Genomic DNA, 25,394 nt, shown 5'->3' with positions numbered 1-25,394 from the left:
ACGCTTACCATGATGGCCCCCTGTAGTCGGCCGCCCACGCGGCCTGCCGGTCGATCGCCGCACGCAGCCGGGTGATCTGCTCTTCCACGCGAGCCGGCGCCGTGCCGCCGTAGCCGCTGCGCGCGGCCACCGCCGCTTCGAGCGTCACGTGCTCCAGCACCGATGCTTCCAGCCGCGCATCCACCTGCGCCAACGTCGCCACGGATACTTCACCCAGCTCGATGCCCTGCTCTTCACACGCCCTCACCAGCGCGCCCGTGATCTCGTGTGCCTCACTGAACGGAATACCGCGCAGCGCGAGCCAGTCGGCCACCTCCGTGGCGAGCGTGAAACCCAGCGGCGCCTGGCGGCGCATCTCGTCCACGTTCACCTGCATCGTGCGGATCATGCCAGCCATTGCCGGCAATACCAACTCCAACGTGTCCATGCTGTCGAACGCGGCGATCTTGTCTTCCGCCAGATCGCGGTTGTAGGCGAGCGGCAGCGACTTCAGCGTCGCCAGCAGGCCGCCAAGGTTGCCGATCAGTCGCCCCGCCTTGCCGCGCGTAAGCTCCGCGATATCCGAGTTCTTCTTCTGCGGCATGATCGAGCTGCCCGTGGCGTAGCCATCGTCTAGCACGACCCAGCCGAACTGACGCGTCGTCCACAGGATCACTTCTTCCGACAGCCGCGACAGATTCACCGACAGCATGCTCGCAATGAACACGAACTCCGCCACGTGATCGCGTGAAGCGACGGCGTCGATCGAGTTCTCACACGGCGCGTCATAACCGAGCTCAGCGGCTGACAACTCCGGGCTGAGGCAGATCGCCGAGCCCGCCAACGCTGCCGCGCCCAGCGGCGAGCGCGCGCTGCGCCGGTCCCAGTCCACCAGACGATCGACGTCGCGGTAAATCGACTGCGCGTGCGCCAGCAAATGATGCGCGAACACGACCGGCTGCGCCGGCTGCAGATGGGTAAAGCCCGCCGTCACGCTGCGGGTGTGCGCATCGGCCTGTTCGATCAGTGCGTTCTGCAAATCGATCACCGCGTGCGTCAGCGTGCGTGCCTTGTCGCGCAGGAACAGGCGCAGGTCGTTGGCCGCCTGGTCGTTGCGCGAACGGCCCGCGCGCAGCTTGCCGCCGGTGGCGCCCAAACGCTGCGTCAATTCGCGTTCGAGGAACGTGTGCACGTCCTCGTCATCCTGCGACGGCCCGATCTCGCCTGCAAGGTACTGCGCTTGCAGCGTGTCCATTTCGGCCAGCAGTTGCTGCAGCTCTTCCTCGGTCAGAATCTGCGCGCGGCGCAGTTCCTGAGCATGTGCGCGGGAACCGGCCAGATCGTAAGGCGCGAGCCGGAAGAAGCTCGGGTCCGAACGCGACAACGCCTTCAGCGCCGCCGACGGCCCCGACTTGAAACGCCCACCCCACAAACGCTCGATCGGTTCAGAAATATTCATCGCTGCCAGCCCTCGGTTAAGTTGACTCCACTGTACGTATCCAGTTTTTCTTCTTGTAGCGAGAATTAAATTCCGTTCAAATGAAATTTTTCTCAGCATCCCTTCCCGCCACATGCGAAACCGTCTGCCACCGCTCAATCCCCTCCGTGCGTTCGAAGCCGCGGCACGGCGCTCGAGCGTGGCCGGCGCCGCGCAGGAGTTGCACGTGACCGCCAGCGCGGTCAGCCATCAGATCCGCATTCTCGAAGAATCACTCGGCGTTACGCTGTTCGTCAGATCAAAGGCGCGCGTGAAGCTGACGCGCGAAGGCGAAGCTTTGCTGCAGCCCGTCAAAAACGCGTTCGACATGATCGCCAACGCCGTGGTCAAGCTGGACTCACCAGAGATGGCGGGCGATCTCGTCGTGTCCACGCCGCTGCTGTTCACGTCGCGCTGGATGGCCCGGCACATCGGCGAGTTTCTCGACCAGTACCCGGCGGTCAATCTGAAAGTGATCCCCTCCAACGACGACCGCGAGGTGTATTCGCCCGATGTCGACGTATGCGTGCGCTACGGAGAAGGCCGCTGGCGCGATCGTCACGTCACGCTGATTACGCATCCCGCGCTGTTTCCGGTGGTCAGTCCCGCCTTGATGAACGGTCCCAACGCGATCCGCAAGACCGAGGATCTCGCGGGCAAAGCGCTGTTTTGCGAGCACTCGGGGTCGTGGATGCGATGGCTCGCGCATGCATCGGCCGACAAACTCGAGGGCATCAGGATTCTGGAAATCGGCAATGCGCATATCGGTATCGAAGCGGCGATTCACGGTCAGGGTGTGGCGCTCGGCGACAGTTTCTCGGTGCGGGACGACCTGATGGACGGCACGCTGATCCGGCCGTTCAACATCACCGTGCCGTCGAGACACGCGTATTACCTCGTGTCCCGGCAGGAGTTGTCCGATACGCCGCTCGTGTCCGCATTCGCCACGTGGCTGAGCGAATACGTCGAGTGACCCATCTGCTTCAATGGTCCTTCGCGCCGTTCATCGTCACCTGCTGAACCGCGCTCGATTGCAGGCCCCACTTCGCCACGATCGCACTGTATGTGCCGTTCGCGACCAGCTTGTCGAGCGCGGCCCGCACCGCATCGCGCAGCTTCGGGTTGGATTTCGCAAAGGCAATACCTTCAGGCGAAGCCGCGAACGGTTCACCAATGGGCCTGTAGGTGTTCGGTTCGAGCTTCATTGCGTACGGCAGGGTTTCGCTGCCCTGCACGCCTGCCACGATTCGCCCCTGCTTCAACTGCATACGCGCGGATGACGTGTCTTCCGTACCCACTACCGTGATCGGCGTCTTGCCGACGCAGTTCTTCGTACTCCATGCTGCGGTGTCCGCCGGGAACGACGTGCTGCGGCTCGTGCCGACCGGCTTCCCGCACAGATCCGCCGACTGCCGGATCTCGCCGCCATGCGCGCCCGTCAGGATGTAGAACTGCGCGCCTGAATTCAGATAGTCGAGAAAGTCCGCTGTATCACGGCGCCCCGGCACATCGCTCAATCCGCTCAACACCATGTCCACACGCCCGGTAGCGAGCGAGGGCAGCAATTGTTCAAACGCTGACTCCTGCCAGTCCAGCTTGACGCCGAGTTGCTTTGCAATCGCATTGCCGAGGTCGATATCGAAACCGGTCAATTCGCCGCTCTCCGGGTCTTTGTATTCCATCGGCGGGTAGATCGAGTTGACCGCGACCTTGATGACTTTGACCTTGGCGATCGAATCAGGCAACGCTTGCGCATGGGCTGCAGCGCCGAAGAGAAAGGTCGACAGGCAGACAGTCATCAAACGGGACGCAACGCGCAGCGGGTTCAGCTTGGACATGGAGGACATACCTTTAAAGAATTGAACGCTTGTCATCAAAACGATTGAGCTTCGGTCACGGTCTGTCGTGCTATCGCAGCGCGGGTTTGGCATCGGCATCGCCGCCAAGCCACGCTAGAAGCGTTCGCGCGTCGGCGAGATTGTCCAGATCGAGTACGGAGTCGGCAAGCGCGTTCGCCGATGAGTCGTCGAGCGCCATCGTGGCCAGGGCGTGGTACTTCGACAGCAAGTCTGCATCCGACAATGGATTGCGCGGATCGCCGAGCGGCGTGAGCACCTGCCGCGAGCGCGGCATCTCATCGGCGATCGTGAGCGTGACGACGGGCTCGTCCAGATCGGACATCGTCAGATCGACCTCGAGCGTGATGCGCTCCATCATCGCGGCCACCCGCAGATCGGTTCGCGCAGCCTCGAGATAAGCGCCAATCCTCGCATGGCCATAGACCAGCACCGAAGCAACCGCATACGGCAAACTCATCTGCGATGAGGCCAGGTTGCGCAAATCGCGGCCACCGCACATGCCTTCGACGAATGCGCTCAATCGGACGTGCACGTTCGAGAGCCTGTTCGGATCGAATCTGATGTCACGCAGCAGATCGAGCGTGGCATCGACTGCTGCATGCGTGCTGCGGCACGACGCGTGCGGCTTGATCGAGCAACGCATGATCTTCCACGTGTCGCCCAGTTCGTGCAGCAAGGCTTCGGGCTTCTGCGTGTCGGGAGCGAACGCGTTGAAGAAGCCGCCCCATACGTCCGCGAACACCTGCGTCGGGCCGCTGACGTTTTCCCTCGCCAGCAATGCCGCCAGCAATCCACCTTCAGCCGCGCGGCCGGTGTGCATGCGTTTCGTTTGCGACGCGTCGTGAATGAAACCCCATAGGCCGCCGCTGAAGCTGCCAGCATGGCCGAACGCCGCGCCGGTTTGCGCGGCGTCGAGTCCGAGGAGGCGCGCGCTTGCCGCCGCCGCGCCGAACACGCCGCAGGTCATCGTCGAATGCCAGCCGCGTGCGTTGTGCGGCGAATATCCGCCGCACGCTTCGAGTACTCGCCTGCCGACGTCATAGCCGAGCACCACTGCCGCGAGAAATTCACGCCCCGAGACTGGTCGCGGTGAGCACGCAAGCGCCGCGAATGCGGCGGGCAGCACGACCGCGCCGGAATGATCGCAGCCGCCCGAGTCGTCGAGTTCCAATGCGTGCGCGGCGACACCGTTGACGAAGGCCGCGCTGCGCGGGCCGAGCGACTGCCGCGTGCCCCAGACCTGCGCGACGCCTGGCCCGTCGCCGGACATGACCGCCCGCGCGCTGCGCGACTCCACGGCCGCGGCACCGGCGAGCGACGCGCCGAATGTGTCGAGGATGTGCCGCTTGGCCTTATGGACGACGGCAGCAGGCAGCGCGTCGTCGGGTACGCCGGCGACGAATGCCGCCAGTTGCTCCGACAGCGACAGATCACGCGCGCTCATCGTGCAGCCTCGCGATGCCGTGCAAAAACCTCGGCCGGATGACCGGGCTCGTTGCCATCGACGTTCTGGCGCCACCAGGCCGCTACTTCCGCGCCCGTCGCGAACCACACGTCGTCATGCGAACGCATCTCCGCCAGCAACTCGCGCAACACGTCGATACGTCCCGCTGTACCGATGAGCTCCGGATGCAGCCTCAGCACGAAGCACAGACCGAAGCGGCGGAACGCCGCGAAGTCCTGCTTCCAGTTCGACAGCACTTCCCGATACGAGGGAATCCGTGGCTGTCCGACCGGTACTGCAGGCGAGAGGTTGTAGACGAAGTACGGCTCGTCTTCGAGTTCATAGTGAAGCGGCAGTTCGACCAGCGGGGGCGTGTCCGCGACCACCACAGTCCCGGCGTTTGCGTCCGGTAGATGAAAATACGGCAGATCGTCGCCGCGCCATGAAGACGACCACGTGACCCCTTCGCTGCGAAGAAAGTCCGCGAAGCCCGGCGCCCAATTGCCGTAGAAAGAACGAAAACCCTGCACGCGCCGACCGAGTGTGTCGACGAGCGCTTGCTGACCTGCCAGGAACGCCTGTCGTTGCTCATCGAACGTGAGGGTGTCGAAGTTCTCGCAGCGAAATCCGCTCGTGCCGATTTCGTGTTGCTGCGCGTCGATACGGCGCAGCAAGTCCGTGTGAGTTTGAGCAACGCGTCCCGGCAGGAACCAGCTCGAGCGGACATCGAACTCATCGAACGCATCGAGCACGCGATCCACGCCTCGTTTCGCACCATAGCGCCAGACCGACAGAGATTTCTCGCGGCCGGCGATACGTGGTTCCTGAGTCAGGATGCCGTGTTCGTCGTTGAAGTCGACCGTGACGACCACCGCGCAGCGCGCGTTGTGCGGCCAGTGAAGTGCATTCATGCGCTGAACTCCTGCGCGTGTCCCGAGGCATTGTTATCGAGCCACCATTGCGCGACGTCGCGGCACGTGGCGAACCATACGTCGCCTTGTGCGTGCATGTGATCGATCAGTCTTTCCAACAACGCAATCCGGCCGGGTTTGCCGGACACCTTCGGATGAAACAGCGTGGTCAGGCAAAGTCCGTCACGATGTGAGCCGTCGAATTCGCGACGCCAGTTGTCGAGCGTCGTGTCATAGCTGGCAATGCGGTCGAGGCTCGCCGGAAAATCCGGGTTGCGGTGATAGGCCAGCGACGCATAATCGTCGAGCTCCCAGCGGCCCGGAATTTCGACCATCGGCTCGGCGATGCCCTCGGCGTGCAGCAGATAAGGACGATCGTCGCCACGCATCGAACTCGAATAGCGCACGCCGGCCTCCATCAGCAAGCGAATCGTGTCCGGCCCCCAGTCGCCCGACGGCGTGCGAAAACCAACCGGCTGCATGCCGAGATATTTGGCGAAGACTTCCGCGGAGCGTTCCATCACTTCGCGCTGGCCGTCGCGATCCAGAGTCCAGAAAGCCTCGTGCCGGTAGCCGTGGTAAGCGATCTCATGGCCGCCCGCGATGATCGCCGCACATTGATCCGGCCAGTTTTCGACCACCCAGGCCGGCACGAAGAAGGTTGCCGGCACACGCCGCTCGTTCAGCATATCGAGCAGACGGCCAAGCGCGCGCCACGGGCCATAACTGCCCAGGGTGAAATACGAAGGGTTGGTCCAGATCGAACCGTTGAGCATCGCATCGCCGGTCGGGCCGTCGAGATCGAACGCGAGCGCGACGCAGGAACGGTGTCCTTCCGGCCAGCGCGGTGCGGTCTGAACCAGCTGGCGCTCCACATATCCCATTTGAGAACCGTTGCCCGACTCCTCAGACGCACTTGCACTGTCTGCATGGCTTTGCGACGCTCGCATGCCCTGTTGCACGGGCAACGTGACGGTAGATCGGACCAAACTAAAACTCCCTTAAACGCATTGTTCGACACGGCGTCGATCCGGTGTTTCTGCCCGCTGGGTAAGGCAAACCCGATGCTCAGCGGCGGCACCCCGGCACTCACTGCGAGGCTACTTCGGGCATGGAAATCCGGACTTGTTGAAGGGATTTAAGAACGCCAATTTTCCGGCCACAAACGGTAAAATCTCATGGTTACCATGCGAGTTGTGCATAAATGAAGATCGAACGCTATCCTCCCTTCAACGTGCTGCAAACCCTGCTGGTGGTCGCCCGTTGCGGCAATTTCACGGCTGCATCGCAGCAGCTGTTTCTCAGCCAGAGCGCGGTGAGCCGGCATATCCAGCAGATTGAGGAGTATTTCGGTTGCGCGCTGTTCGTCAGGCACACCCGCATGGTCGTGCAGACTGCGGAGTGCCAACGCTTGGTGCCGATCGTCGAAGAGTTGCTGGCAACCGCGCGCCGCTCGATGCACATCACCAACTCAGGCGGCCAGACCATTACCCTGCGTGTCACGCCCACACTGGCGGCGCGCTGGCTGCTGCCGCGCCTCACCGACTTCTACGCTGAAGTGCCCGGCACGCAGTTGAATATCGACACCGCATGGTTCCTGCCGACCAATTTCGGCGAAGGCACGCTCGACGCGGCGATCCTGTTCGGAACCGGCAATTGGGAAGGATTGGAAGCCACCTGTCTGATGCGCGAGAGATTGACGCCAGTGTGCTCGCCGCAGATTGCTGGCGGCACACCGCCGCTCGTGGAACCCGAAGATCTGAAACACCACACGTTGCTGCATTCCAGCTTCGGCCGGCGAGGCTGGATTCTGTGGCTGCAGCAGGAAGGCAACCTTGCCGCGCATACGTATCGGGAGCAGGTGTTCGACACGCTGGATCTCGCATTCAGCGCCGCGGCACGCGGCTTGGGGGTGGCGCTGGGGGATCTGAACCTGGTCGGAGAGAATCTCACCAGTGGCTCACTGGTGACGCCGTTCAAGCGCGTGGTGGAAACCGGGGCTGGATATTATCTGGTGCATCCGCCGCGCAATGAATATCGCGAGAAATTGAAACCGCTTCTTAGGTGGTTGCAAGCGAGTGTTGCGGCGTAGCGCCCCTACCAGAACGCACGCTTGAAAAGACTGAGGCGATTCACCCTGAACAACCGCGCCGGCCGCTGGTTGCCTCCCCGGAACTGCTCGGTGGCAATCAGAATATCGGCTTCGTCTGCCGATTCGCCCGGCGTCACTTCGCCCACCCTGATCCCGAGACGCGAGCGGAACGTCCCGCGTGAAACGGTTTCCCCAAAGATCTGTTCGTAAATGCCTTGCAGTTGCGTCAACGTGAACAATTCGGGCAGCAGCCAGCACGGCAGCGTCGAATAGCTAGCCTTGTTGCGTACACGCTGCACCGCCTCCTGAACCTGCCCGGCGTGATCGAATGCGAGATCGGGAAGATCGTCCACGTCGTAGAAGTGAAACACACCGGCTCCGGCCTGACTCAGCTCGCCATGGGGGATCAGCGCCACATGGGACACCGCAACCGACCAGCCGCGCGGATCGCGCTCAGGACCACCGAAAGTGCGCAACTGTTCGAGATAGCGCGGTTCGAGACCAGTCTTCTCCCGCAACACGCGGTGGGCCGTTGCTTCCAGCGAAGCGTCCTCATCCACATGCACGTACCCGCCCGGTAACGCCAGACTGCCCTTTCCTGGCGCGCTCGCACGCCGGTGCAGCGCCACCTTCAGCATGCCCTCGTCCAAGGTCAGCAGAACGACATCGACACTGACGTCTGGCTTGGTGTGGCTTTGTTTCATTGAGAACTCCGTCGACCGGGTATGCGGCATAAGTATTTTTCCATACATAGTTGCAAATCTCAACTAAGTCGAAATATACTTGCGGCAAGTTAGTCGAACATTTCGACGAAGGCCGACGGAGGACAACAATGATTCAGGTTTTTACCGTGTCGCGTGATCTGCAGGAGCAAGCGCTGGAGGTACGCAAGCTGGTGTTTCCCGGGGGCGAAGTCAACGTCACCGTAGAGCTGGGCAAGCCTGCCCATGCGCTTCGCATTCAGGCGCACCTTCCTGATGCCGGGTCGGTCATGACGCTGCTGATGGTGACCGACGCACTGCGCCGCGGCTACCCCGCCACGCCGATTCGCCTGTCGATGCCGTACGTGCCGTACGCCCGCCAGGACCGCGTCGCGAATGCCGGCGAAGCGCTCAGTGCGCGTGTCTTCTGCGACCTGATCAACACGCAGGACTATGCACAGGTCGAAGTGCAGGATCCGCACAGCGACGTCGTGACTGCTCTGCTGAATCGGGTCGTCGTCGCCGATCCGTTGCCTCCGCTTCGCAAGGCGCTCGCAAGCCTCGGGCGGGTCGCGCTGGTGGCGCCGGATGCCGGCGCGCGCAAGCGGGTAACAGCGCTGGCCCGCGCCCTGGAACTCGATGTCGTATTTGCGGAGAAGGTGCGCAATACCCAAACCGGCAAAATTACCGGCACCCAGGTGGTGGGTGCCCTGCCCGATTGTCCGTTACTCGTCGTCGATGATATCTGCGACGGTGGCCGCACCTTCACCGAACTGGCCTCCGTGCTCAAGACCCGTCAGGCCGAACAGCGCCAGGACCAACCGCTGTATCTCTACGTGACGCACGGCATTTTCAGCAAAGGCCTCGGGCCACTGCTCGAACACTACCAGACGATTTTCACGCGCAACAACTGGACCGGCGACACCCGCTGCCAGGTTGTCTGAACCCATCGCCCATCACCCATCGCCAGGAGATTTTCATGAACGCCCCTGACCGCAACGAAGTCCTTGAAAAGAACAACCTCGTCCCGTTCAACCTGGCCGATTTCTACAAGACCGGCCACCCTTCAATGTATCCGAAGGCGACGACGAAGCTCGTTGCGAACTTCACGCCGCGCTCGGCGAAGTACGCGCCGGTTCTGCGCGAGCTCTTCGACGACAAGGTCGTCTGGTTTGGTCTGCAAGGCTTCATTCAGGAATTCCTGATCGATCTGTTCGGCAACGAGTTCTTCCGCAAGCCCAAGGCGCAGGCCGTACGCAAATACAAGCGCCGCATGGATACGGCGTTGGGACCGGATGCCGTGCCGGTGTCGAATCTGGAACGCTTGCACGATCTGGGCTATCTGCCGCTCGAAATCCGCTCGCTGCCGGAAGGCTCGCGTGTCGACATCAAGGTGCCCCCGGTCATCTTCATCAACACCCATCCGGATTTCCCGTGGGTATCGACGTACTTTGAAACGGTGGTCAGCTGCGAATCGTGGAAACCCTCCACCGTAGCGACCATTGCGTTCGAATTCCGCAAGCTGCTGACCTATTTCGCGAACCTGACCGGTGCCCCGCTCGACTTCGTGAACTGGCAAGGTCACGACTTCTCGATGCGCGGCATGAGCGGCGTGCACGATGCAATGCGCTGCGGCGCCGGCCACCTTTTGTCCTTCACCGGTACCGATACGATTCCGGCGATCGACTATCTTGAAGACCACTATGGCGCGGATGCCGACCGTGAGCTCGTCGGCGGCTCGATTCCCGCATCCGAGCACAGCGTGATGGCGCTGCGGATCCTGCTGACCTTGCAACGCCTCGAACGCGATCCCGCCCATGCGGCGCTCGAGCCCAAGGCGCTGCGTCGTCAGGCGGAACTGGAAGTCGTCCGCGAATTCGTGACGCAAGGCTACCCGCAAGGCATGGTCTCGATTGTTAGCGACACGTTCGACTTCTGGAACGTGATGACCGTCGTCGCAAAGGAACTCAAGGCGGACATCCTCGCCCGCAAGCCGGACGCGCTCGGCAACGCAAAAGTGGTGTTCCGGCCGGATTCCGGCGACCCGGTGAAAATCCTGACCGGCTACACCGACGAAGAATTGCTCCACAGCAACGGCACGCTGGCCGTGTCCGAAGCCGGCAAATACACGGTCAAAGCGACCGGCGAGTCGATTAGCGAAGCGGAGCGCACGGGCGCGGTCCAGTGCCTGTGGAATATTTACGGTGGCACGACCACGGCCAAGGGCTACAAGGTGCTGGATTCGCACGTCGGGCTGATTTACGGCGACTCGATCACGCTGCCGCGCGCGCGTGACATCATGCTGCGCCTCGCGGCCAAGGGCTTTGCGTCCTGCAACGTGGTGCTCGGTATCGGGAGCTATGTGTACGGCATGAATTCCCGCGACACCTTCGGCTATGCGCTCAAGGCGATCTATGCCGAAGTGGGCGGCGAAGCAGTTGACATCTACAAGGATCCGGCAACCGACGACGGTACCAAGAAGTCCGCCAAGGGGCTCCTGCGGGTCGAGAAAGAAGGCGACCGGTTCGTGCTGTACGAACAGCAGACGGTCGAGCAGGCGGAAGGCGGCGCACTGGTGCCGGTGTTCCGCGACGGCGAGTTGTTGGTCACGCAATCGTTGGCGGAGATTCGCGAGCGGCTGCAATCGTCGTGGGTGTGTCCGGAGCCAGGCTCAATTAGCTGGGCCTGAAGCCTCGGCCAGGCGTGGGGATGTCCACGTTCCGGGGTTGCGGCCCCGTATCGTGGTCATCGAAAGTTCAGGTTTTCTTCGTCACATGTTTGTCAGCCAATAGCCACACGACCCACATCCCCAACAGAATGGGATGTGCCTGCCGTACAGGGAGGCATGCGTGGTTGCCGCAAGCAGCCGTTCCTGCGAAAGGAAAATCGTATGTTGATGCGTGACAATATCCCTACCGCCCTCAACCGAGGATCCGCCCTTCTTTCGGAAGACCCGATCGCCACGGGCTCGCTCAAAACCTTCCACCACACGTTCGATATTTATCTAAAGGACTCGAACGCGTTCATGAATACGTACTTCTCACGCTACTTCGAGTGGCAAGGTGTTTGCCGCGAGCGGTGGTTTCATGAGTGCATCCACAATGACCTGCTGGGATCGGACGGCATGTTCGTGACCAAACGCGCGCACCAGGAGTACGTCCACGAGACCTTCCCCTTCCAGCACGTGGATTGCTATCTGAACACGGTGCAGGTCAAGCAATGCTCCGCCTACCTGCTGTTTCGCTTCTGCGTGGATGGGCGCCAGGTTTCACAGGGTTACCAGCAGATCCTGTACGCCGGGCGGGACCGGAAGATCAGGCGCTTTCCGGAAGGAATCGTCGAACGGGTCAAGGAATATGAGCTGCCGATGACGGCACTGGCCGCCTGATCTCAGCGGCGGACTTTCGCCGTTCAGTTTTTCCGCTGAGTTTGATCTTTAAGTTTCACCGCTAATTCCACCCTTAATCTTCACTGCGGACGCCGGCGCAAGGAGCGCGCCGGCGCTTTACTCAGTGCACGGTCCGCTGGCGACCCCGGTACCGGTAAGCGCACGGTGAAGGTGGTGTGTGAACCGCGCGTCGACATGCATTCGATCGTGCCGCCCAGCAATTCCGCCGCGCGGCGGCAGAAGGCGAGCCCCATTCCCGCGCCGCTTCCATGCCGCTTCGTCGAGAAGAAGGCGTCGAAGATATGCGGCAGCACGTCGGGCGCGATGCCCGGCCCCGTGTCGCGGAATCGCAGTACGCAGAAGCCGTTTTCCTGAACCGCGCTGATTGCGATCTCGCCTTCGCCGCTCACGTGAATCGCGTGCAACGCGTTTTTCAGCAGATTGAACAGCACAAAAACCGCCAACGTGTCCGAACCCGAAAAGCATAGCGCCGGGTCGATCGGCGCCACGGTGACGCGTACGCGTTCGTCGCTACGGAACGGATAGCGCTCCAGCGCCGACGTCACACATTGCTGCATAGAATGAGGACTGAAGCGAGTGCGGTCCAGGCGATCCAGGGTGAACGATGCGAGCGCCATCTCGACCATCGCGCTGGTGCCCGACACCTCCCTTCTGATCGCCGTGGCGAGGTGGCTGATGCGCTCGGACTGCCCGGAATGCCCCTCCTGATCGTCGTACAGCCCATGCGTGACCGCCAGCTTGTAACCTTTGAACACATGCGCCCATACGCTGGCGATTTCGTCGGCGTGCATGGCGATCGTCGCGAGCGGCGTCGCGATTTCGTGCGCGATTGTCGCTGCGATCGCATAGGGGTGAATCAGGTGATAACGAACGATCGTGATCGCGAGAAGGCCCAGACTGAGCGCAATGAACAGCACACCCGGCGGATAGAACGGGTAACCGTAGTTGACCGCATAGTCGACTGCCGCGAACGAGTATAGGCAGAGGCTTGCAAAGCAGAGATCGAGACGCCGGCGCGCTTCACTGCCGGCCTGCTTGCGCGCGGCGAGCAGAAGCTGTCCGCTGCGGGCGGCGAGCAACACGGTCTGCAGGACGTGCAAAGGATGCAGCGTCCCGGCGCTCGGATAGTAGCCAAAGAAAAAGTGCCGGTAGCCGGAGACTACTTCGGTGCCGGGCAGCAGCACGGCGAGGACAACACACATGCCGTAAGACGCGAGCAAGATGGGCCGCTCGCGGCGCCTCGCCGCCACCTCGGTGACGAAGTGATAGAACGTTGTGGGCAGAAAGAGAATGAAGAGATAACCGACCCGGACCAGCACGCTCGCAATGTGGGGATCTTCTGTCTGGAACAGCAAGGTCCATGTGCCCTGCCATGCAAATGTCGCCGCGCACATCAGAAGGAATGGCGCGGACAGCCGCGTCACGCCTTGTGTGATGAGTACATAGAGTCCGAACACCACGAACAGCGCAGAGACAAAGGCGGTCGGAATGGCGTACATGTGGCTCAATGGGGCGGAAAACGTCGGTCTATTCCGGCAGGTTCATAGCTGACTATGCGAAGGGGCCGATCCTTCATGAGTTGGTCTGCTGCATCCGGCCGCTGCGCCATTGCGAAAATGTCTGCGTGCTCAGACCCACGTCGGCAGAATCGATTCGGCTCCAGCAATAGAAAGCGTCGTCCCAACCCGGGATGGATTGCGGCGTGACCGTTTTGTAGTTCGTACCGGGACGATAGGCCAGGTACGGCCAGAAAATCGGCATCGACTCGCGTACCGCCATCCGCCGCAACAGATCCGCCGGCCCGCTCTCATCCGCCACAATTTCCGCCTGGGCGATCCAGTCGTTCTCAGCCCAGGCAAGGAAAACACTCGGGTTGCCCGCCCGGTCGAACATCAGGATGGCATTCTGCTCCGGACGCCAGTAATACTCGACGATGTTTTCGGCGGCAACCACCGCGTCGATAGCCTTGCTCGTTCGCGGATCGCAATAGGTCAGGCCGTTTTCGCCCAGCCCCAACCAGCCTGCCTCCGAACAATGCCGGCTTCTGGCATCTTTCAAAAAATGAACCAGTCGGTTAGCCGAATCCGCGTCCGTCTTTCTCAGATACAGATCGACAATGCCGGCATTGAAGGCTTTTACCGCGACGGTCTCATCCGCAACGCCGGTCAGGAGCACCTTCGCACAACGCAAATTGGATATGGACGAAAGGAATTCGACGCCGCTGAGTCCGGGCATGTCGTAATCCACAACAACCGCGGCCACCTCCGAAAATCGGGCGTTCCGGGCCAGGACGTCACGCTCGGCCGAGGTTTCAACGAACCGTTCCAGACCGACCTCGCTCAAACCGGCCGAGGCCGGCGCAAACACCAGCGAATGCTCGCGAGCATGCTTGCGGATGAAAGCAAGTGCAGTTTGGGGCCGAGTGAAAAACAGATTGGTTGAAACATCCGGAAAGAATCGGCGCAATGCATCGAGGTAGCTGTCGCTGTCGTCCACGAAAACGACGGATGCCGGATAGGAAACAGGGGGTCGAATAAAATTGTTCATGTTTATACGTGGAATATGCGGCGCGTTTCACACCGGCTTGCACGCCGGCTTCTCTCACGCTGGCTCCCGGGCCAATTCCCGCTGAACCATATAGTACCGGGGTCTTTGCATGAACAGTGCAAACTTGCGCGGCCTTTCCGTCAGAGTATGCGAATGGAATAATTAATCTTAATCGGGTCGAGCTGATTATTCTGCCGCAATCAAGCCCGGAACTGGCGTTGTCTGAGTCCGGAATTGACCACGATGCTGCGTCAGTTTCCTTCGCTTGCACCGAGCGCCGACTTCGCGCAAAGAAAAACACCCGCGATTATTTCAGCAAGCATCGTGCCGCCCGGCAAGCCACGGAGAAGTGTGGGCCACTGCACATACGCGAGTAATTCGTTCTTCCGGAAACCAACTGGCGGCAACCTTCCCTGCTACGCTTCGCTGCATTGCCTGTTTGCGGGTACGAGAGCGAGCCTACGTAGCCGTCACCCCGATCTCCCGCCTGATTCACCGACTGTCGCGCCGCCGGCATGGTGACTGCGCGCAGCCGGCGGATTCATTTGACTTGCGCGGAGAACGAAGCGGTGTTCCATCAAAAGGTTCATACGCGACCCGAATCGGCCGAGGCGGCGTCGACTCAGACATTGACCCGACGTGCGTTGCTGTGTGATGCGGCTTTGGCCGCGAAAGCTAGCCGTTCTCCTGCTCCTTGAGCCGCTTGCGGTGCGCCGCGACCTTTGCGCGGTTGCCGCAGATCGCCATGCTGCACCACCGCCGCGCGTGGCCACGTGTGTGATCCGCAAACAGCAACGTGCATTTAGGGCCTTCGCACGCTTTCACGTACGTGAAGTCCTCTTCACAAACCAGCTTCGCCAACGCCTCGGCGATCGGCATCAATAACGACTCCGCCGACTGCCAGCGCCGCTTCGCCCGAAGCTCAAAGCCTGCCGCGCCGCCCGAGGTGTTCGGAACGATTTCGCCATGCTGCTGGTCGCGCTCGAGCAGTTGATTCACGGGTTCGAGTTCGCGCAAATCTTTGGCTGCGAGCGGCCGCCCTTTCCTCTTTCGCACAAATCCCCTGAACCACTCGCGCAATTCGCGCGCACGTGCCGCAACGTCGTCGAGTTCGGCCGGCGTCGAGCGGGTCCGTATTTCCGCGAGCGCCGCGGGCGGCACGAACCCGGTCTGCTCCAGCCAGGCGAGCAGATCTTCTCCATCGCCGATCCAGTCGACCGGCTCATCCACCGGCGTCGCGATCGAGTTCAGGAAATCCAGACCGGGCGCATCGGCCACGAGGATCGCGGGCATCTGACGATAGTCCATTTCTCATGACGAATATGAAGTGACGATGGATGCAGTGTAACCACTAAAAATGCACTTGACAAGTTACACATCCAGTTTGTAACCTGTAAATACGCGTTTTACAGGTTACGCAGCGCACAACTCGACGCGATGAACGTGCATTACAAGCAGCACCCCATTCCTTCAAAGGAGCGAGAAATGTCTACTGGCAATGTGAGCGTGGTGCTTGTGCACGGCGCGTGGGCAGATGGATCAAGCTGGAGCAAAGTCGTCGAACGCCTGAAGGCACGCGGCATCAGCGCAGTAGCGGCGCCGTTGCCGCTGACCTCGTTGCATGACGACGTGGCCGCCCTCAACAGAACGCTGGAGCGCATTGAAGGTCCGGTTGTTCTTGCCGGGCATGCGTACGCCGGCGCAGTAATCGGATCGACGCGCGCCGACAACGTCAAGGCGCTGGTGTATGTCGCCGCGCTTGCGCCTGCCGAAGGCGAAACGGTGGGCGATGTGTTCTACCGTGGCGAAGCGCATCCGCTGGCGCCCAAACTGTCACCGGATCAGCATGGCCTGATCTGGCTGCCCGAAGAGGCATTCGCAGCGGCGTTCGCGCAGAACGCCACGACGCAGGAATTGACGGTGCTCGGTGCGGTTCAACGTCCCATTTCAGTGTCGTGCATTGGCGAGCCGGTCGGGCGCCCACTCTGGATGGACCGGCCGAGCTGGTTCCTGACCGCGGAGCAGGATCGGATGATCAGTCCCGACACGCAACATTTCATGGCACAGCGCATGAAGGCGCGCGTGCATTCACACCAGGTCGATCACACGCCCACCGTTACAGGCCCTGACATCGTCACCGACGTGATCGTCGAAGCAGTTCAAGCCGTCTCGGCACGCTAGGGATTACTCAAACCCGTCATACCGACAGGCGTTGTTCGCGCCTGCCATTTCGAACTCACCGCTGCCCAACCGGGAGTCAACTCATGTCCGCCATTTCCTATCGTTACGCTGACGTCGACCACATCAAGGTGTTCTATCGCGAAGCGGGTCGTCCGACCGCGCCGAAACTGCTCCTCCTCCACGGTTTTCCGAGCTCGAGCCACATGTTTCGGGACCTGATCCCGTTACTGGCTGAGCACTTCCATATCGTCGCGCCCGATCTGCCTGGTTTCGGCCAGTCGGACATGCCGAGCCGCGATGCCTTCACGTACACGTTCGACAACATCGCCACCGTGATCGAACGCTTCACCGAGCAGATCGGTTTCGACCGCTTTGCCATGTACGTATTCGACTACGGCGCGCCGACCGGCTTCCGGCTTGCACTCAGGCATCCCGAGCGGATCGCGGCGATCATCTCGCAGAACGGTAACGCGTATGAAGAAGGCCTGAGCGAAGGCTGGAATCCGATTCGCGCTTACTGGCAGGATCCGTCACAAGCCAATCGCGAGGCGCTTCGCGCGATGCTGACGCACGACGCGACCATGTGGCAGTACAGGCATGGCGTGCAAGACACGGCGTCCGTATCGCCAGACGGCTACTCGCTTGACGAGTTCTATCTGAGCCGCCCGGGCGCGCACGAGATCCAGCTCGATCTGTTCGGCGACTACCGGAACAATGTCGCGTTGTATCCCGCATTCCAGCAGTACTTCCGCAGCCACCAGCCCCCGTTCCTCGCTGTGTGGGGAAAGAACGATCCGTTTTTCCTGCCGCCCGGCGCCGAGGCGTTCAAGCGCGACATCCCGAATGCCGAGGTGCGTTTTTTCGATACCGGCCACTTCGCGCTGGAAACGCATGCGGCGGAGATCGCAGCGGCTATTTCCGGATTTCTGATTCGCTGACAGGCGAACGCGGCGTGGTGGTTGTCCATTGAATCGCTGGTTTAGCGACTCATCGGGTCCAGTTCAGTTCAGGAATGAAGGAGAAAGGAAATGTCGAACAAGGTAGCAATCGTTACAGGTGCGAGCCAGGGTATCGGCCGTTCAACCGCCATCAGATTGGCGCGAGACTTTGCGTCGATCGTGGTGGTTGCGCGCAATCGCGAGAACCTCGCTCAGACCGCTGACGAAGTCAGAAAGACCGGCGCAAAAGCGCTTCCAATCGACCTCGATCTGTCAGATCCGGAAGCCGCACAGAAGGTGGTCGATCAGACGCTGTCGGCGTTCGGCCAGATCGACGCATTACTCAACATCGCGGGCGCGGTACCGCAGATTGATGTCTTCGAAATGAGCGACGATCAATGGGACCGCGGCTTCGCGTTGAAGCTGCACGGCGCGCGGCGATTGACGATTGCGGCATGGCCGTCGTTAAAGAAAACATCGGGATCGGTGGTGCTGATGTCGGGTAACTCGGCGCTGTTTCCCAAAGCACCCTACGCCGCCGTGGGCACGATCAACGCGGCGATTGTGGCGCTGGCGAAGGCTTTCTCGGACCGTGGGATTGCAGACGGCGTGCAGGTCAACAGCGTGCTGCCCGGCCCGGTGATGACAGGTCGGCGGCAATCCTATCTGGAACATTGGGCGCCGCTTCACAACATGACAGTTGAAGAAGCGACGGCGCGCTTTCCGGTCGAAGCGGGAATCGCGCGCTACGGCACACCCGAAGAGATCGCCGAGTTGATGGCGTTCATCGTGTCGCCCGGGGCGCACTGGATGACTGGCTCGACGCTGAGGATGGATGGCGGCGAGGTCAAGTCGATCTGAACAGCCATCAACCTGACCGTTCGCCGCGAGGCCCGAAGCGGACGCGCGCCGGGCCTCGCGAGTCCGCTAGATGGAAGGACTAAGCTTCGGGCTGGTGGCAAACCACTTCGATGTTGTGCCCGTCCGGACCAATCACAAAAGCGGCATAGTAGTTCGCGTGGTAGTGCGGGCGCAGACCCGGCGCACCATTGTCTTTGGCACCCGTCTCCAGCGCCGCGCGATAGAAAGCGTCGACTTGCCGGCGATTGTCGGCCGTGAATGCCAGGTGAAGATGCGCCGGCTTCTCATCAGTTTGGTATAGGCACAAAGAAGCCTTGCCCGGCGGGCTAAGCTCGACGCCGTACGTCGGCGGCCCCTCCCCGACAACCGCTACGCCGATCGGTTCGAGTGCCTTGAGGAAGAACGCTTTGCTCGCTGCATAGTCGCTCACTCCGAATTTGACGTGGTCGAACATGGGCTCTCCTGAAGTGTGTGGGCCTGCGTAAGGCCGGACGTGATTTAGAGATCTCCGCGATGTTGCCACATGCAGCCACAAGAAGGGAAAGCGCAAAGGAGTAATCTTCGGTACTGGAAATCGAACACGCGCAGTACGGTCAGCCAGCGATATAACGTGAGGAGCCGGGCCAATGGGAAGCACCAGCGCAGTTGCGGCGGCGGCAGTCGCCTTCGTGGGGAGTCACTTTGTTTTATCCCATCCGCTGCGCAGGCGGCTGGTCAGCACGATTGGCGAAACGGGGTTCCTGGGCGTCTATTCGCTGGTGGCGTTCGCGACGCTTGGTTGGTTGATCGCCGCCTACCTGAAGGCGCCTTTGACGGCACCACTATGGCAAGCAGGAGACGGGGTCTGGGCGGTTGCAACCGTGATCATGCTGATAGCATCGATCCTCCTGATGGGCTCTCTGATTCGCAACCCGGCGCTGCCCACCGGCGGCCGGCCCGCTGCATTCCCGGCAGCGGCGCTCGGCGTGTACGCAGTGACTCGCCACCCGATGATGTGGTCGTTCGTACTGTGGGGGCTGTGTCACATCGCTGTGTTCCCAGTGGCCAAGAGCAACATCGTTGCAGCGGCTATTGTGATTCTCGCGCTCGTCGGCGCCGCCTTGCAGGACCGGAAGAAAGAGCAGCTTCAGCCCGATCTCTGGCCTGAGTGGGAGTCGAAGACGAGCTACCTGCCGTTCGCGGCGATCGCCGCTGGCCGTGCGCGGCTGGGCGGCTTCGGCTTGCATGCATTGTTGGGCGGTTTCGTTATGTGGCTCGTCGCGACCTGGGCTCATATGCCGCTCACGGGGTGGGCCGCGGGCATCTGGCGCTGGCTGTAAACGCAGCCTCCAATCTTCACACTCACCTTTCATTCGATGAGCCCGGCACGGCACCCGGGACACGTTTCATTCCCCGCTGATATTTACATTCCCCGCTGATACTTTCATTTCTACGGCCACCGCCGCCACAGAGAAATCGACTCGCCCACCCTCGCAGCACACTGCAATGCAATCCGCAATCGCGTTGTTGCGAGGGTTATTTTCGAAAAGACAACATCGGCAACAAGCCGTCATACTCTGTCTCTTTATTACGGTGGACGGATTCGACCACGCAATTGGACAAACTGGCCAGACGCCAGACCGATTTGCATGACCGTCCGCCCCGTCTTTTCGACGGTAATTTCCGCGTTGCGCAACACGCGGATCAAGTGGAGCGTATTTTGTAATGAGTTACACCCCTGACGTTCCGTTCGCTCACGACAAGGCTGATTCCGGCGCCTTCGTAGGCGGCGCGCCAGCGTTTCGCCAACTGGTCCGCATGATCGATCGGGTTGCCCCCACCGATCATCCCTTGCTCATTTTTGGGCCGACTGGTTCAGGCAAGGAACTGGTCGCTCGCCGTGTGCACGCACACAGCCTGCGTCAGGATCAACCCTTCGTCGACGTCAACTGCGGCGCGATTCCAGAGAACCTCGTCGAAGCCGAATTGTTCGGCCACGTTAAAGGCGCCTTCACCGGCGCGGGCGAAAACCGCCAGGGACTTTTCCAGCAGGTCGGCAAGGGCACGCTGCTGCTCGATGAAATCGGCGAACTGCCGCTCGCGCTGCAACCCAAACTGCTGCGCGTACTTGAAACGCGAACTTTCCGTCCGATTGGTTCGTCAACCAGTCTGCATTTCGCAGGACGCGTGGTTGCCTCGACTCACCGCGACCTGCGCGAACTCGCACGCGAAGGGCTCTTCCGCGAGGACCTCTTCTACCGGCTCGCGGTCTTCGTGCTGGCCGTGCCCGGACTCGAACAGCGCGTCGAGGACATCCCCGCGCTTGTCACCCACTTCGCGTCGCAGCACACGCGTCGTCTGGAGTTTTCGCCGGCCGCCGTTCGCCGGCTTGCCCAGCACGCATGGCCGGGCCACATCCGGCAATTGCGCAACCTGATCAGCCAGTTGAGCGTGCTCGCCGAGAACACGAACATCGACGTCGACTCGCTCGAGCCGTTTCTCGCCAACGAAACCGGCGGACCGGTGTCGCGCGCCAGCCTCGCCGACATGCTGTTGCAACTCGAAGGGCGCGACAAACTCGCGGCCGCTGAAGACCTTTTGATCGACCGCGCGCTCGAGCGGACCGGGCGCAACAAGAGTGCGGCAGCCACCCTGTTGGGCGTAGGCCGCAAGACAATCGAGCGGCGTCTGAAGTCGCGCGAGGAACATCACCGTGAAGCGCGCAAGTGTCTCGAACATGCGAGCGCGCTGATCGAGGAATCGAAGTTCGCCGAAGCCATTCCGCCGTTGCGCCGCTGCCTCGACCTGCTGCAAACACCGCACGAACAGGAGGCCGCGCGCCGTCTTCAGTTCGACGCCTACCGCTTGCTCGGCATGAGCCTGCGTAGCGTGCACGGCTGGCTGTACGCGGAGGCCACCGCTTGCTACGCCGCCGCGCTGGCCGTCGGCGAAGGCGTCTGTACCCCCGCCGAAATCGCCGCGATCCAGTTCGGCGTCTGGACCACGCAGCTGACGACGCTGCAACTCAAGCAGGCGCGCGCAACCGCGCAGAACATGCTGGAGCGCGCGCAGAACGGCGGCGACCGGGTGTCACTCGACGAAGCTCACGTCGCAATGACGAACACTCTCTTCTGGCTCGGCGACAGCGAAGAAGCCCTCGCCTGTCTCGCGCGCGGCAACCTGCTTGGCGTGGCGCGCGACGACACCCGTACCGGCTCGCAAGGGATCGATCTCGCCAGTCTCGCGTTGACTTTCGAAGGACTCGCGGCCTACCAGATCGGCGCCTTCGGACAGGCGCGGCGCGCCATGGAAATGTTGATCCTGCGCGCCTCCGAGCCAGGCGCGCACGCGTTCGCTCATGCCGTCAACCTTCAGGGCGCCTCCTGGCTCGCCTGCCTGTTCGAAGACATGGACCGGCTGGGGCACCTCGCGAGCGAACTCGAGTCGGTCTCGATCGCGAACGGCTTCGCGTTCTACCGTGGCGTCGGGCAGGTCCTTCGCGCCTGCCACCTCAGTGCGCTCGGCCATTCCGATGAAGCGGAAACTGTCATGCTCGACGGCTACGATAATCACGTCGTTTGCAACGGCGGTGCGCTGTTCTATTCCTTCATGGCATGGCAGCACGGCGAGCTGCTGCTGCGCGCCGGCCGCGCGAAAACCTGCGAGACGATGCTCGCCGCCGCGATCGACGAGACCCTCGCGCGTCAGGAACGTGTCTACCTGGGCGAATTGCTGGTTACCCGGGCGCGGGCGCAGTGGGCACTCGGCGAGGTGAACGCGGCGGAACTGGGTCTGCGTACCGCGTTGTCCACCGCGCTTGCGTTTGGTTCGGTGCCGGCGCGCGTGGACGCCGCGCGTTATCTCGCTGATCTGTTGCGCGCCACCGGCCGCATCGCCGAAGCAATCGACATCCTCGAGCGCGGTTTGCGTTCGCTGACGACTGATTCAACCACGCGTGTCACCAGCGCCATGAGTTTGCTCGCCGAACTCCAGCGCGAAGTTTCTATCGACGTCTATACGAAAGGAATAACAAATGGCCTATGAGTTACGCAAGGAAGACCTGGAACCGCTGCTGCTAGGGGCCGCGTTCTTTGGCAGCGGTGGCGGCGGCACAATCGAATCCGCGCGGCATCTGGCTGCGCATTTTGTCCCCGGCGATTACTACTCGACCGACACGATCAAGGTTGTGTCCGTCGAAGAAGCCACCGAAGGCGCGGCGGTCATGGTCGCCTATCTCGGTGCGCCCGAAGCGATCAATTCAGCCATCTACCCACTCGGGCCGGTGACGGCTGTGCAGAATGTCCAGGCCCGGCTCGCATCGCAATCCACCAGACTCGCCTATGTGATGCCGCCGGAAAGCGGCGCGCTGGGCTTCACGGTGGCGGCGCTCGTGGCGGCGAAGCTCGGCCTTGCGGTCATCGACGCTGACGGAGCCGGCCGCGCCGTTCCCTCGCTGCCGATGCTCACCTTCGCAGCCGCCGAAATCGATCCGCGCCCGGCGTTCCTCGTGAGCCAGGGCGGCCTGTGCGTCGAACTCGACGTGACGCCGCGCGACAGCAACCACGGCGGTCCGACTCATCAACGCGACGTGTCGGCGATCGTCGAACAGATGATGCGTCCGGTCGTCGCCGATCCCGAGTTCGGCCAGTTCGGCGGCCTCGCGATGTGGGTCATGACGCCGGCCGATATCGGCCGCGCGACACCCATCCGCGGCACGCTAAAACGCGCGCTGGACCTCGGGCGCGCGGTGCAGGCCGGGCAGATCGGCAGCGCCCAGCAGATGATCGGCTATCTCAATGAGCGTTGCGGGCTCGCCGCGCGGGCTATCTCGGAGCCGGGCGAGCTGGTCTCGGCCGAAGTCGATACGAGCGGCGGCTTCGACGTCGGCAAGATTCGCATTCAGGCCGGCCAGCATAATTACACGGTGCTGTACCAGAACGAGTCGCTGCTCGCGTGGGACAGCGCGAGTCCGCAGCCGATCGTGCTGTCGCCGGACAGCGTCGCCTATTTCGTCGGCGGCGAAGGCCAGTCGATCTACAGCAACGGCGACCTCGTGCAGGATGACGGTTCGCTGAACCCGGCAATCGGCAAGCGCCCCGTCACGCTGATTGCCTGGCGTGCCGAAGCCGAACTGCGCAAGCCCGGTCTGATTCTCGACAGCTTCATGCAGCTGCTGAACTCGCTCGGCTATCTCGGGCCGTATGTGCCGCTGGAATCGCTCCCCTCCACGACCAGGGGAAACCTGTCTTGAACACGCCTTTGAATCCCACTCTGCGCATCTGTGTGCTCGTGCCCGTCGCCACGTCGCAATACAACGAGCGCATCCTGAAGGCAATCGCACCGGTCGTGCCGCCGGACGTCCAGGTCGAGATCCGCAACATCACGCAGGGGCACCCCGATATCGAGAACCGCACGAACTGGCTGCAGAACGGCATGCCGGTGGTCGAACTTGCGCAAGCAATCGCAAACGACGGTTTTGACGGGATCTGGCTGACCGACTTCGATATGTGCGGCGTTGAAGCCGCGCGCGAGGTGATCGACATTCCGATCATCGGCGGCTTTCCCGCTACGGCCTTCACGGCGCTCGCGCTTAGCCAGCGCTTCTCGATCGTCACGATCCTGCAAAGCACGCTCGCGATGCAGCGCGGTCATCCGCAGACCTATGGCATCCAGGACTCGTTCGCGTCGATCCGTGCGATCAATTGCCCCGTCGCGCAACTCGACGACGTCGATGTGGTGGTCATTCGCACCTTCGAAGCGGCGCTGAAGGCGATCAAGAAGGACGGCGCGCAGTCCATTCTGCTCGGGTGCACCGGTTTCGTGGATGTCGCGAGCCGCGTCTCCCAGTTGCTCACCAAGGAACTGGGCGCCTATGTGCCGGTGATCGATCCGAATCAGGCCGGGTTCAGCTTCCTCGTGTCATTGGTGCGTATGCAGGTGCGCCCCAGCCGGTTGACCTATAGCAAGGTCAGCCTCCAGTCGTAAGCAGCACTGCCTTCCCTGCCTGTCTGTCCATCCGGCGCGGCGCGCGATTGCCGCGCCGCGCCGGATGTTCTCGCCTCAATCAGCCTCTTCCCCACACGCCTTCCTGCCGACTCGCCGGGTTCGTCGTCATACGGACGAATTAGTCCTTCAATGCGCCACGATTTGCCGATTGGACGAAATCGTCCACTTCCGGGCGTGCGCATGGACGAGACTGTCCAATGCCGCGACTGAAACGTTTCGACATTCCCGCTGCCATGCGGCTTCGCAGCATGGCACATTGATTGCTTATATACCGTTGATGGCCGCCACCGATCGATAAAAACGACCACCAAGGCTGCAGTAGTACCCAGAACGTGCAATAAACCTGCCAGACAAGCCGGGGAGCCTGAGGGACCAAAAAAGATCGCGCGCTGCAATGTGTTCGACGCACCGACGTCTGGCGACGTCCTGTTTGTTTGCGGATCGCCGACGTTGCTGATCGAGGGATCGCCGTGAATCGTCACGACCCTGCGGTTAGTGATCCGAACCATGTTTGACGCGCGATCAACGCCAACGATACCAAGTCGCTGGCGGCAGTTTGAGAGAGGGCTGTGCTGTTGTTGTAGCTGTAACTGTTGTGTGTCGGCACGCGGCAACCGAATACTTCCGTAGAGAAGATCGTTGCAATGCGTAAAACCGACATGGTGGAATCCGCCTGGCTATGCATCAGGCGGGCCGCTCCGAGGTTCGGCCGTCGTTGCCTCCCTTTGCGGGGACAGGCAGCGGCGGCCCGCCCTTTTAATTTGTCCGCGTCAATCGCGGCACATCGACCGATCCTGCGTGAAGCACGTTGCGGCACTCACGCACCCGGCCACCCCCCCAGGTTTTTCCGGATAGCCAGGTAAGCGGTCTTTTTGCGTTGCGTTGCATTGCATTACCGCGCAGTCCACCGCGCGGACGAGAATCTGCTTTAGAAGCCCTGAGCGGTGTCAGATAGTTAGCGACGTCGCGAACGGACCAGACTGGCCATCCACGGGGAAATCGAACAATGC

The 25,394-nt window shown here is 61.7% G+C and carries 22 protein-coding genes; 12 read left to right on the top strand and 10 right to left on the bottom strand.

The window, feature by feature from the left end:
• Nucleotides 1–4 precede the first annotated feature (4 nt).
• Nucleotides 5–1,438 (bottom strand): argininosuccinate lyase, encoded by a 1,434-nt coding sequence (argH, locus tag M0D68_RS11755; RefSeq protein ID WP_200651700.1) that lies wholly within the window; start codon nt 1,436–1,438, stop codon nt 5–7.
• 112 nt (nt 1,439–1,550) lie between these two features.
• Here argH and M0D68_RS11750 point away from each other — a divergent pair, with 112 nt between their 5' ends.
• The gene (locus M0D68_RS11750) at nt 1,551–2,429 is read left to right on the top strand and encodes a LysR substrate-binding domain-containing protein (protein ID WP_093642647.1); all 879 of its coding nucleotides are present in this window, start codon (nt 1,551–1,553) and stop codon (nt 2,427–2,429) included.
• 10 nt (nt 2,430–2,439) lie between these two features.
• On the opposite strand, the gene M0D68_RS11745 is transcribed toward M0D68_RS11750, so the two are convergent.
• The 4 genes from M0D68_RS11745 to M0D68_RS11730 all read right to left on the bottom strand — a co-directional run bounded on the left by M0D68_RS11745 (nt 2,440) and on the right by M0D68_RS11730 (nt 6,659).
• Nucleotides 2,440–3,294, bottom strand: coding sequence for an ABC transporter substrate-binding protein (locus M0D68_RS11745; protein WP_266224294.1), 855 nt, complete (start codon nt 3,292–3,294; stop codon nt 2,440–2,442).
• A 70-nt stretch (nt 3,295–3,364) separates the two neighbouring features.
• Nucleotides 3,365–4,759, bottom strand: a complete 1,395-nt coding sequence (locus M0D68_RS11740; RefSeq protein WP_266224293.1) for an MmgE/PrpD family protein — start codon at nt 4,757–4,759, stop codon at nt 3,365–3,367.
• Nucleotides 4,756–5,670, bottom strand: a complete 915-nt coding sequence (locus M0D68_RS11735; protein WP_266224292.1) for a polysaccharide deacetylase — start codon at nt 5,668–5,670, stop codon at nt 4,756–4,758. Before M0D68_RS11735 ends, M0D68_RS11740 begins: the two co-directional genes overlap by 4 nt.
• On the bottom strand, nt 5,667–6,659 hold the full coding sequence (locus M0D68_RS11730; protein WP_266224291.1) for a polysaccharide deacetylase: 993 nt from the start codon (nt 6,657–6,659) through the stop codon (nt 5,667–5,669). The genes M0D68_RS11735 and M0D68_RS11730 overlap by 4 nt, the downstream gene beginning before the upstream one ends.
• A gap of 215 nt (nt 6,660–6,874) precedes the next feature.
• Here M0D68_RS11730 and M0D68_RS11725 point away from each other — a divergent pair, with 215 nt between their 5' ends.
• The gene (locus tag M0D68_RS11725) at nt 6,875–7,762 is read left to right on the top strand and encodes a LysR substrate-binding domain-containing protein (protein WP_200570867.1); all 888 of its coding nucleotides are present in this window, start codon (nt 6,875–6,877) and stop codon (nt 7,760–7,762) included.
• A gap of 5 nt (nt 7,763–7,767) precedes the next feature.
• Here the strand turns inward: M0D68_RS11725 and M0D68_RS11720 are convergent, their stop codons facing one another.
• Nucleotides 7,768–8,466, bottom strand: coding sequence for an NUDIX domain-containing protein (locus tag M0D68_RS11720; protein ID WP_266224290.1), 699 nt, complete (start codon nt 8,464–8,466; stop codon nt 7,768–7,770).
• A gap of 146 nt (nt 8,467–8,612) precedes the next feature.
• Here M0D68_RS11720 and M0D68_RS11715 point away from each other — a divergent pair, with 146 nt between their 5' ends.
• From M0D68_RS11715 to M0D68_RS11705, 3 genes are all read left to right on the top strand, one after another.
• The gene (locus M0D68_RS11715) at nt 8,613–9,407 is read left to right on the top strand and encodes a ribose-phosphate pyrophosphokinase-like domain-containing protein (protein WP_266224289.1); all 795 of its coding nucleotides are present in this window, start codon (nt 8,613–8,615) and stop codon (nt 9,405–9,407) included.
• A 35-nt stretch (nt 9,408–9,442) separates the two neighbouring features.
• The gene (locus M0D68_RS11710) at nt 9,443–11,152 is read left to right on the top strand and encodes a nicotinate phosphoribosyltransferase (RefSeq protein ID WP_266224288.1); all 1,710 of its coding nucleotides are present in this window, start codon (nt 9,443–9,445) and stop codon (nt 11,150–11,152) included.
• A 201-nt stretch (nt 11,153–11,353) separates the two neighbouring features.
• Nucleotides 11,354–11,851 (top strand): thioesterase family protein, encoded by a 498-nt coding sequence (locus M0D68_RS11705; protein ID WP_054041457.1) that lies wholly within the window; start codon nt 11,354–11,356, stop codon nt 11,849–11,851.
• Between the two features lie 80 nt (nt 11,852–11,931).
• Here the strand turns inward: M0D68_RS11705 and M0D68_RS11700 are convergent, their stop codons facing one another.
• From M0D68_RS11700 to M0D68_RS11690, 3 genes are all read right to left on the bottom strand, one after another.
• Nucleotides 11,932–13,371, bottom strand: a complete 1,440-nt coding sequence (locus tag M0D68_RS11700; protein ID WP_200619978.1) for a sensor histidine kinase — start codon at nt 13,369–13,371, stop codon at nt 11,932–11,934.
• 73 nt (nt 13,372–13,444) lie between these two features.
• A complete protein-coding gene (locus M0D68_RS11695) occupies nt 13,445–14,419 on the bottom strand; it encodes a response regulator (RefSeq protein ID WP_266224287.1) in 975 nt (324 codons plus the stop codon).
• Between the two features lie 675 nt (nt 14,420–15,094).
• Complete coding sequence (locus M0D68_RS11690; protein ID WP_266224286.1) at nt 15,095–15,727, bottom strand: ABATE domain-containing protein; 633 nt, start codon at nt 15,725–15,727, stop codon at nt 15,095–15,097.
• Nucleotides 15,728–15,904: 177 nt separating this feature from the next.
• On the opposite strand from M0D68_RS11690, the gene M0D68_RS11685 reads away from it, so the two are divergent.
• From M0D68_RS11685 to M0D68_RS11675, 3 genes are all read left to right on the top strand, one after another.
• The gene (locus M0D68_RS11685) at nt 15,905–16,600 is read left to right on the top strand and encodes an alpha/beta fold hydrolase (RefSeq protein ID WP_266224285.1); all 696 of its coding nucleotides are present in this window, start codon (nt 15,905–15,907) and stop codon (nt 16,598–16,600) included.
• A gap of 83 nt (nt 16,601–16,683) precedes the next feature.
• Entirely contained in the window at nt 16,684–17,538 is an 855-nt protein-coding gene (locus M0D68_RS11680) for an alpha/beta fold hydrolase (RefSeq protein ID WP_200619974.1), read from the top strand.
• A gap of 90 nt (nt 17,539–17,628) precedes the next feature.
• Nucleotides 17,629–18,399 carry an SDR family oxidoreductase gene (locus M0D68_RS11675; RefSeq protein ID WP_256454994.1) on the top strand — a complete coding sequence of 257 codons (771 nt, stop codon included), beginning with the start codon at nt 17,629–17,631 and terminating at the stop codon, nt 18,397–18,399.
• 79 nt (nt 18,400–18,478) lie between these two features.
• On the opposite strand, the gene M0D68_RS11670 is transcribed toward M0D68_RS11675, so the two are convergent.
• Nucleotides 18,479–18,853 carry a VOC family protein gene (locus tag M0D68_RS11670; protein ID WP_200651683.1) on the bottom strand — a complete coding sequence of 125 codons (375 nt, stop codon included), beginning with the start codon at nt 18,851–18,853 and terminating at the stop codon, nt 18,479–18,481.
• A gap of 172 nt (nt 18,854–19,025) precedes the next feature.
• Between M0D68_RS11670 and M0D68_RS11665 the strand changes: the two genes are divergently transcribed.
• The 4 genes from M0D68_RS11665 to M0D68_RS11650 all read left to right on the top strand — a co-directional run bounded on the left by M0D68_RS11665 (nt 19,026) and on the right by M0D68_RS11650 (nt 24,363).
• On the top strand, nt 19,026–19,718 hold the full coding sequence (locus M0D68_RS11665; protein WP_266224284.1) for an NnrU family protein: 693 nt from the start codon (nt 19,026–19,028) through the stop codon (nt 19,716–19,718).
• Between the two features lie 385 nt (nt 19,719–20,103).
• A complete protein-coding gene (locus tag M0D68_RS11660) occupies nt 20,104–22,422 on the top strand; it encodes a sigma-54-dependent Fis family transcriptional regulator (RefSeq protein ID WP_200570855.1) in 2,319 nt (772 codons plus the stop codon).
• The gene (locus M0D68_RS11655) at nt 22,412–23,629 is read left to right on the top strand and encodes a DUF917 domain-containing protein (protein WP_266224283.1); all 1,218 of its coding nucleotides are present in this window, start codon (nt 22,412–22,414) and stop codon (nt 23,627–23,629) included. The genes M0D68_RS11660 and M0D68_RS11655 overlap by 11 nt, the downstream gene beginning before the upstream one ends.
• Before the next feature lie 8 nt (nt 23,630–23,637).
• A complete protein-coding gene (locus tag M0D68_RS11650) occupies nt 23,638–24,363 on the top strand; it encodes an aspartate/glutamate racemase family protein (protein ID WP_093642981.1) in 726 nt (241 codons plus the stop codon).
• Nucleotides 24,364–25,394: the final 1,031 nt, after the last annotated feature.

It is taken from the genome of Paraburkholderia sp. SEWSISQ10-3 4, from assembly GCF_030464785.1.
Classification (GTDB): domain Bacteria; phylum Pseudomonadota; class Gammaproteobacteria; order Burkholderiales; family Burkholderiaceae; genus Paraburkholderia; species Paraburkholderia aspalathi.
Note: the sequence above shows the minus strand (reverse complement) of the source record. Positions and strands in the feature narration are given on the sequence as shown.

Bases quoted from the DNA above. Each gene is read 5' to 3' on its own strand.
- argH (WP_200651700.1), bottom strand. From the start codon at position 1,438: ATGAATATTTCTGAACCGATCGAGCGTTTGTGGGGTGGGCGTTTCAAG.
- M0D68_RS11750 (WP_093642647.1), top strand. From the start codon at position 1,551: ATGCGAAACCGTCTGCCACCGCTCAATCCCCTCCGTGCGTTCGAAGCC.
- M0D68_RS11745 (WP_266224294.1), bottom strand. From the start codon at position 3,294: ATGTCCAAGCTGAACCCGCTGCGCGTTGCGTCCCGTTTGATGACTGTC.
- M0D68_RS11740 (WP_266224293.1), bottom strand. From the start codon at position 4,759: ATGAGCGCGCGTGATCTGTCGCTGTCGGAGCAACTGGCGGCATTCGTC.
- M0D68_RS11735 (WP_266224292.1), bottom strand. From the start codon at position 5,670: ATGAATGCACTTCACTGGCCGCACAACGCGCGCTGCGCGGTGGTCGTC.
- M0D68_RS11725 (WP_200570867.1), top strand. From the start codon at position 6,875: ATGAAGATCGAACGCTATCCTCCCTTCAACGTGCTGCAAACCCTGCTG.
- M0D68_RS11720 (WP_266224290.1), bottom strand. From the start codon at position 8,466: ATGAAACAAAGCCACACCAAGCCAGACGTCAGTGTCGATGTCGTTCTG.
- M0D68_RS11710 (WP_266224288.1), top strand. From the start codon at position 9,443: ATGAACGCCCCTGACCGCAACGAAGTCCTTGAAAAGAACAACCTCGTC.
- M0D68_RS11705 (WP_054041457.1), top strand. From the start codon at position 11,354: ATGTTGATGCGTGACAATATCCCTACCGCCCTCAACCGAGGATCCGCC.
- M0D68_RS11700 (WP_200619978.1), bottom strand. From the start codon at position 13,371: ATGTACGCCATTCCGACCGCCTTTGTCTCTGCGCTGTTCGTGGTGTTC.
- M0D68_RS11695 (WP_266224287.1), bottom strand. From the start codon at position 14,419: ATGAACAATTTTATTCGACCCCCTGTTTCCTATCCGGCATCCGTCGTT.
- M0D68_RS11690 (WP_266224286.1), bottom strand. From the start codon at position 15,727: ATGGACTATCGTCAGATGCCCGCGATCCTCGTGGCCGATGCGCCCGGT.
- M0D68_RS11685 (WP_266224285.1), top strand. From the start codon at position 15,905: ATGTCTACTGGCAATGTGAGCGTGGTGCTTGTGCACGGCGCGTGGGCA.
- M0D68_RS11680 (WP_200619974.1), top strand. From the start codon at position 16,684: ATGTCCGCCATTTCCTATCGTTACGCTGACGTCGACCACATCAAGGTG.
- M0D68_RS11675 (WP_256454994.1), top strand. From the start codon at position 17,629: ATGTCGAACAAGGTAGCAATCGTTACAGGTGCGAGCCAGGGTATCGGC.
- M0D68_RS11670 (WP_200651683.1), bottom strand. From the start codon at position 18,853: ATGTTCGACCACGTCAAATTCGGAGTGAGCGACTATGCAGCGAGCAAA.
- M0D68_RS11665 (WP_266224284.1), top strand. From the start codon at position 19,026: ATGGGAAGCACCAGCGCAGTTGCGGCGGCGGCAGTCGCCTTCGTGGGG.
- M0D68_RS11660 (WP_200570855.1), top strand. From the start codon at position 20,104: ATGAGTTACACCCCTGACGTTCCGTTCGCTCACGACAAGGCTGATTCC.
- M0D68_RS11655 (WP_266224283.1), top strand. From the start codon at position 22,412: ATGGCCTATGAGTTACGCAAGGAAGACCTGGAACCGCTGCTGCTAGGG.